The following is a 4,017-nucleotide window of genomic DNA, read 5'->3' on the forward strand; positions in this document are numbered from 1 at the left end:
CAGCTCCGCCAGCATGGCGCGGGCAGTCTGGGTGGGATCCGCCGCCTCCATCAGGGCCCGCACCACAGCTACGCGGCTGGCGCCTGCCTGGCGCACCTCGGCCAGGTTGTGGAGATCGATGCCGCCGATGGCAAACCAGGGCAGATGGGCCTTCTCAGCGGCTAGGCGCACGTACTCCAGACCAGCAGGGGGTTTTTCTGCTTTGGTGGGAGTGGCATAGACAGGGCCGACGCCGATATAGTCCACGCCACTATTGAGGGCTTGGGCCAGCTCTTCAGCGTTGGTGGTGGAGAGGCCAATAAGACGCTGGGATCCCAGCAGCTGCCGGGCTTGGGCAACCGGCAGATCTGTCTGGCCTAGGTGCACGCCGTCCGCCTGGCTGACCAAAGCCAAGTCCACCCGGTCGTTAACAATCATCAACGCCTGATAGCGGTCGCACAGCTGCCGCAGCTGTTTGAGATCCCAGAGCATCTCCCTATCGGGGAGGTTCTTGCGGCGGTACTGTACCAAGGTTACCCCCCCCCGCAGCGCCTTCTCCACCACCTCCAGCCAGTTGGGCACTGGGCTAGTGACTAGGTAGAGGCGAGCTGCCAAAAGCCGCCGGCGCAGGGATCCCTCCAGCAGCTCGCTTTCTAGAACGTAGAGGCGGTAGCGCATCTCTTTGGCCAGCTTGGCCAGCCCTGGGGCCAACCAGTGGTGGGATTCAGCCAGCTTGCCGTATTCTTCCACCACCCGCAGCGCCTCCTGGACGCGGCTGCAATTGGCCTGCAACACGTGGCCAAGATCCCGCCGCTCCTCTTCCTGGGGATGGGAGATCTGGGTGCCCGGGTCGGCAGCGGTGTCGCGGGCCAACCGCAGCGGGTCGCTGTGCCAACGAGCTAGGGCCTGGCGCATGGCCTTGCATTCGCCAGCCAGCTCGCCGTTTTCTAGGCCAAAGCGAAACCACTCCTCCAGCACCCGTAATCCCTCACGAGCTCGGTCGAGGTTGGCATCCAGGATACGGGCGACGGCCTGCGGTTTCATGTCCCCTGCGTGTGGGAGTTTTAATCTTTTTTTACTGTAAGTTGAAACGGTTTTTCTGGCCCCTGCCCTAGCCTTTGTCCGCAAAGGAAGCAGGCTGGTGCCAAAGGGCGTTGAGGAAAGCCTGCTGCGGCGTGTGTCCCCAGGCAAACTCGCGGGGGCCGATCCCTTCCGGCAGGTAGGCCCAAGCGTAGCACTCGCAGGCAGGAAAGTAGCGGATCTCCCACCAGGGCTGGCCGGCGGCCACATCCTTCACCGCCCGCCAAAAATGCCCTCGCTGACGGGTAAGACGGGTCTCGACGAAGTAAGGGCCTTCCAGGTGCAAAGCTTCCACCGCTGCAATAAACTCAGCTCGTTGTCGCTCATTGCGGATCATCACCCTGGCTTCCCCTCGCAGGTTGGCTCTATTTTAAGGGGAGATTTTGGGTAGGCTACGAAGTTCTGCTCGTTTAGCTCGAATAGAGGCGGCAACACTTCAGAGTTGAACCCCCATCCTCTAGCCAATGAATCCACAGAATTTGTCGCGGGTGCTGTGCCTGAGCAATGGCCACGGGGAAGATGAGGTAGGTAGTCGCATCGCCCTGGCCCTGACTGGCCTGGGGATCTCGGTGCAAGCCCTGCCGATTGTGGGGGAAGGCACCGCCTATTGCCGCCGCGGCATCCCGCTGCTGCCCCTGACCCAGGTGATGCCTTCGGGGGGATTTATCTATCAAGATTGGCGGCAGTTGTGGCGGGATCTGCGTGCTGGCTTGCTGGGCCTGACCGGGCGGCAATTGGCTTTGGTTCGCCAGGCGGCGGCTCAAGTGGAGCTGGTGCTGGCGGTGGGGGACATTGTGCCTTTGTTAATGGCCTGGTGGAGCGGCAGCCCCTACGTCTTTGTGGGCACAGCCAAGTCGGACTATTATTGGCGGGACGAACAAGGGCCCTACCGACGCGCTTGGCTGAGACAGCCGGTTTCCGATTATCTGCCCTGGGAGCGCTGGCTCATGGCCCGTAGGCGCTGTCGCGGCTCCTTCTTGCGAGATGAGCTGACGGCCACCGCTCTGCAAAAGCGGGGCCTCCGGGCTTTCTACCTGGGCAACCCGATGATGGATGACTTGGAGCCGCGGGGAGAATTGCCTTTGGATCCCGACCGGCCTGCGGTGCTGCTGCTGCCGGGATCCCGCCCGCCAGAGGCCTACCGCAACTGGGCCTTGATGATGCAGGTGGTCGAGCAGCTGCCGCCGGAAATCCAAGTTTACGCCGCCCTCAGCCCCAACCTGGAGCGGGCACCTCTTCAGGAGAAGATCCCCTCTTGGCGCCGCGACCTGCTCCTGGTGTGGGGAGATTTCGGCACCTGTGCCCACCGGGCCACGGCAGTGCTGGCCATGGCGGGGACGGCCACCGAACAATGTGTGGGCTTGGGGAAGCCGGTGGTCACCCTGCCGGGGGAGGGGCCGCAATTTACCCCCCGCTTTGCCGAAGCTCAAACCCGTCTCCTGGGATCCGCCGTCCACCTCACTTCACCCCAGCAGGCTCCTGCCGTGCTCTGCCAAATTCTAGACCGCCTGGCCAGCGATCCCGCTTACGCCGCCCAACTGCGGGCCCACGGGCAGCGGCGTATGGGATCCCCTGGTGCTGCTCAGCGCATTGCCGCCCAGATTAAAGCCTGGCTCTCCAACCCTGCTGGCTAAGCCCGCCCCACCCCCTCCATCAGGTCGTCCAGCTCTGCGTAGTCCGGCAGCGCCGTGTCGATGGGCTGGCCTTGGCGCAGCACCACCCGATCGTGCTGAGGTCGGGAAAGGAGCTCGTCAAACCCCCGGCCCTTGAACAGCACCAAGTCTGCCGGCAGGCCCACCCCAATTTGTCCGGCCTCTACCAAGCCCATCCTACGGGCCGGGGTGGCAGTGATGGCCTGCGGCCAATCCCCGTAGGGGGTGTCCAGGTGCAGGATGCGGGTGGCCTCCCGAAACACTTCTAGGCCGTCGTGATCCCTGAAGCCGTGGAAAGGATCCCGGCAGTTGTCACTGGCTATCATCACCGGCACGCCCAAAGCCTTCAGCTCATGGAGCAGCGTTACCCCCCGCCAGCGGGGCGTGTGGCCGGGGCGGCGGTCTTGTAAATAGAGGTTACACATGGGCAGGCTGACCACGGCGATCCCCGCCTCTTTGACCAGGGCCATGGTCTGGTGGGCCACCTGCGGTGGCTGCACCGCCAAACTGCAGCAATGGCCGCACACCACCTGGCCGGAAAACTCATGGCGCAGGGTTGCTGCTGCCACGTGTCTCAACGTGAGGGATCCCGGATCCTCCATCTCGTCGGTGTGGAAGTCGAGATCCAGCCCCCGCTCCTGGGCCAGGGCAAACACCCGCTCCAACTGCTCATCCAGCTCCGGCCCCATCGCCGCTACCCCACCTAGGATCCCGCCCAGCTCTGCCACCTTGTCCGCCAGCTTCTCCCTTGCCGGCGTGAGAAAGAAGTCCAAATGGGTCAACGTCACTGCCTGCAGCTCCAGTCTGCCCGCCCACTCTCGCCGCAACTGGGCAAACACCTCCCAACTCAGCTGGGCGTGGGGGCCGTTGCAGACCAGGTGGGTGCGCACCGCCTGGGATCCATGGGCATAGCTGCAGCGCAGGCCAAAGTCGCAGCGGCGGTAAATATCCTGCCAAAGTTTTTCGTGCCTGCCGGCGTAGGCCCGCTCCATTTTGGCCCAGTCTTCCTGCTCAGCCCGGATTGCCCCGGCAAACGTGCCGTCGGGGTTGGGGGTGCGCGGCCACACGTGCCCCTTGTCCAGGTGGGTGTGGATATCGACAAAACAGGGCCACACCTGGCCCCGCCTCAGATCTACGCTCGCGATCCCCTGAGGTGGGATCCCATTGGCTGCTTGGATGCGGGCAATTCTCCCCGCCTCTATTTCCAGATCCAGCAGCACCAGGCCCTCCCGGTTAGGCGCGGCCCCCGGCACCGCATCTATGAACTACCCCACCGCGTAGGCGGGTGGGGTTTCCTCACCCGCTT

Annotated in this window: 4 protein-coding genes; 1 reads left to right on the forward strand and 3 read right to left on the reverse strand. The window is 63.9% G+C overall.

Annotation, left to right across the window (positions count from 1 at the left end; genetic code table 11):
* Together NW835_RS08070 and NW835_RS08075 are read right to left on the reverse strand one after the other, a co-directional pair.
* Window positions 1-1,023, reverse strand: a 1,023-nt coding sequence (locus tag NW835_RS08070; protein ID WP_414415005.1) for a thiamine phosphate synthase, incomplete at its 3' end; no start/stop codon positions are given.
* A gap of 67 nt (window positions 1,024-1,090) precedes the next feature.
* The gene (locus NW835_RS08075) at window positions 1,091-1,396 is read right to left on the reverse strand and encodes a hypothetical protein (RefSeq protein ID WP_414366606.1); all 306 of its coding nucleotides are present in this window, start codon (window positions 1,394-1,396) and stop codon (window positions 1,091-1,093) included.
* A 127-nt stretch (window positions 1,397-1,523) separates the two neighbouring features.
* Here NW835_RS08075 and NW835_RS08080 point away from each other — a divergent pair, with 127 nt between their 5' ends.
* Complete coding sequence (locus tag NW835_RS08080; RefSeq protein ID WP_414366601.1) at window positions 1,524-2,693, forward strand: lipid-A-disaccharide synthase-related protein; 1,170 nt, start codon at window positions 1,524-1,526, stop codon at window positions 2,691-2,693.
* On the opposite strand, the gene NW835_RS08085 is transcribed toward NW835_RS08080, so the two are convergent.
* Entirely contained in the window at window positions 2,690-3,964 is a 1,275-nt protein-coding gene (locus NW835_RS08085) for a cytosine deaminase (RefSeq protein WP_414415006.1), read from the reverse strand. The two genes, NW835_RS08080 and NW835_RS08085, sit on opposite strands and share 4 nt — an antisense overlap.
* Between the last annotated feature and the right edge of the window lie 53 nt (window positions 3,965-4,017).

The sequence above is a fragment of the Synechococcus sp. OH2 genome, from assembly GCF_047462155.1.
GTDB lineage: Bacteria > Cyanobacteriota > Cyanobacteriia > Thermostichales > Thermostichaceae > Thermostichus.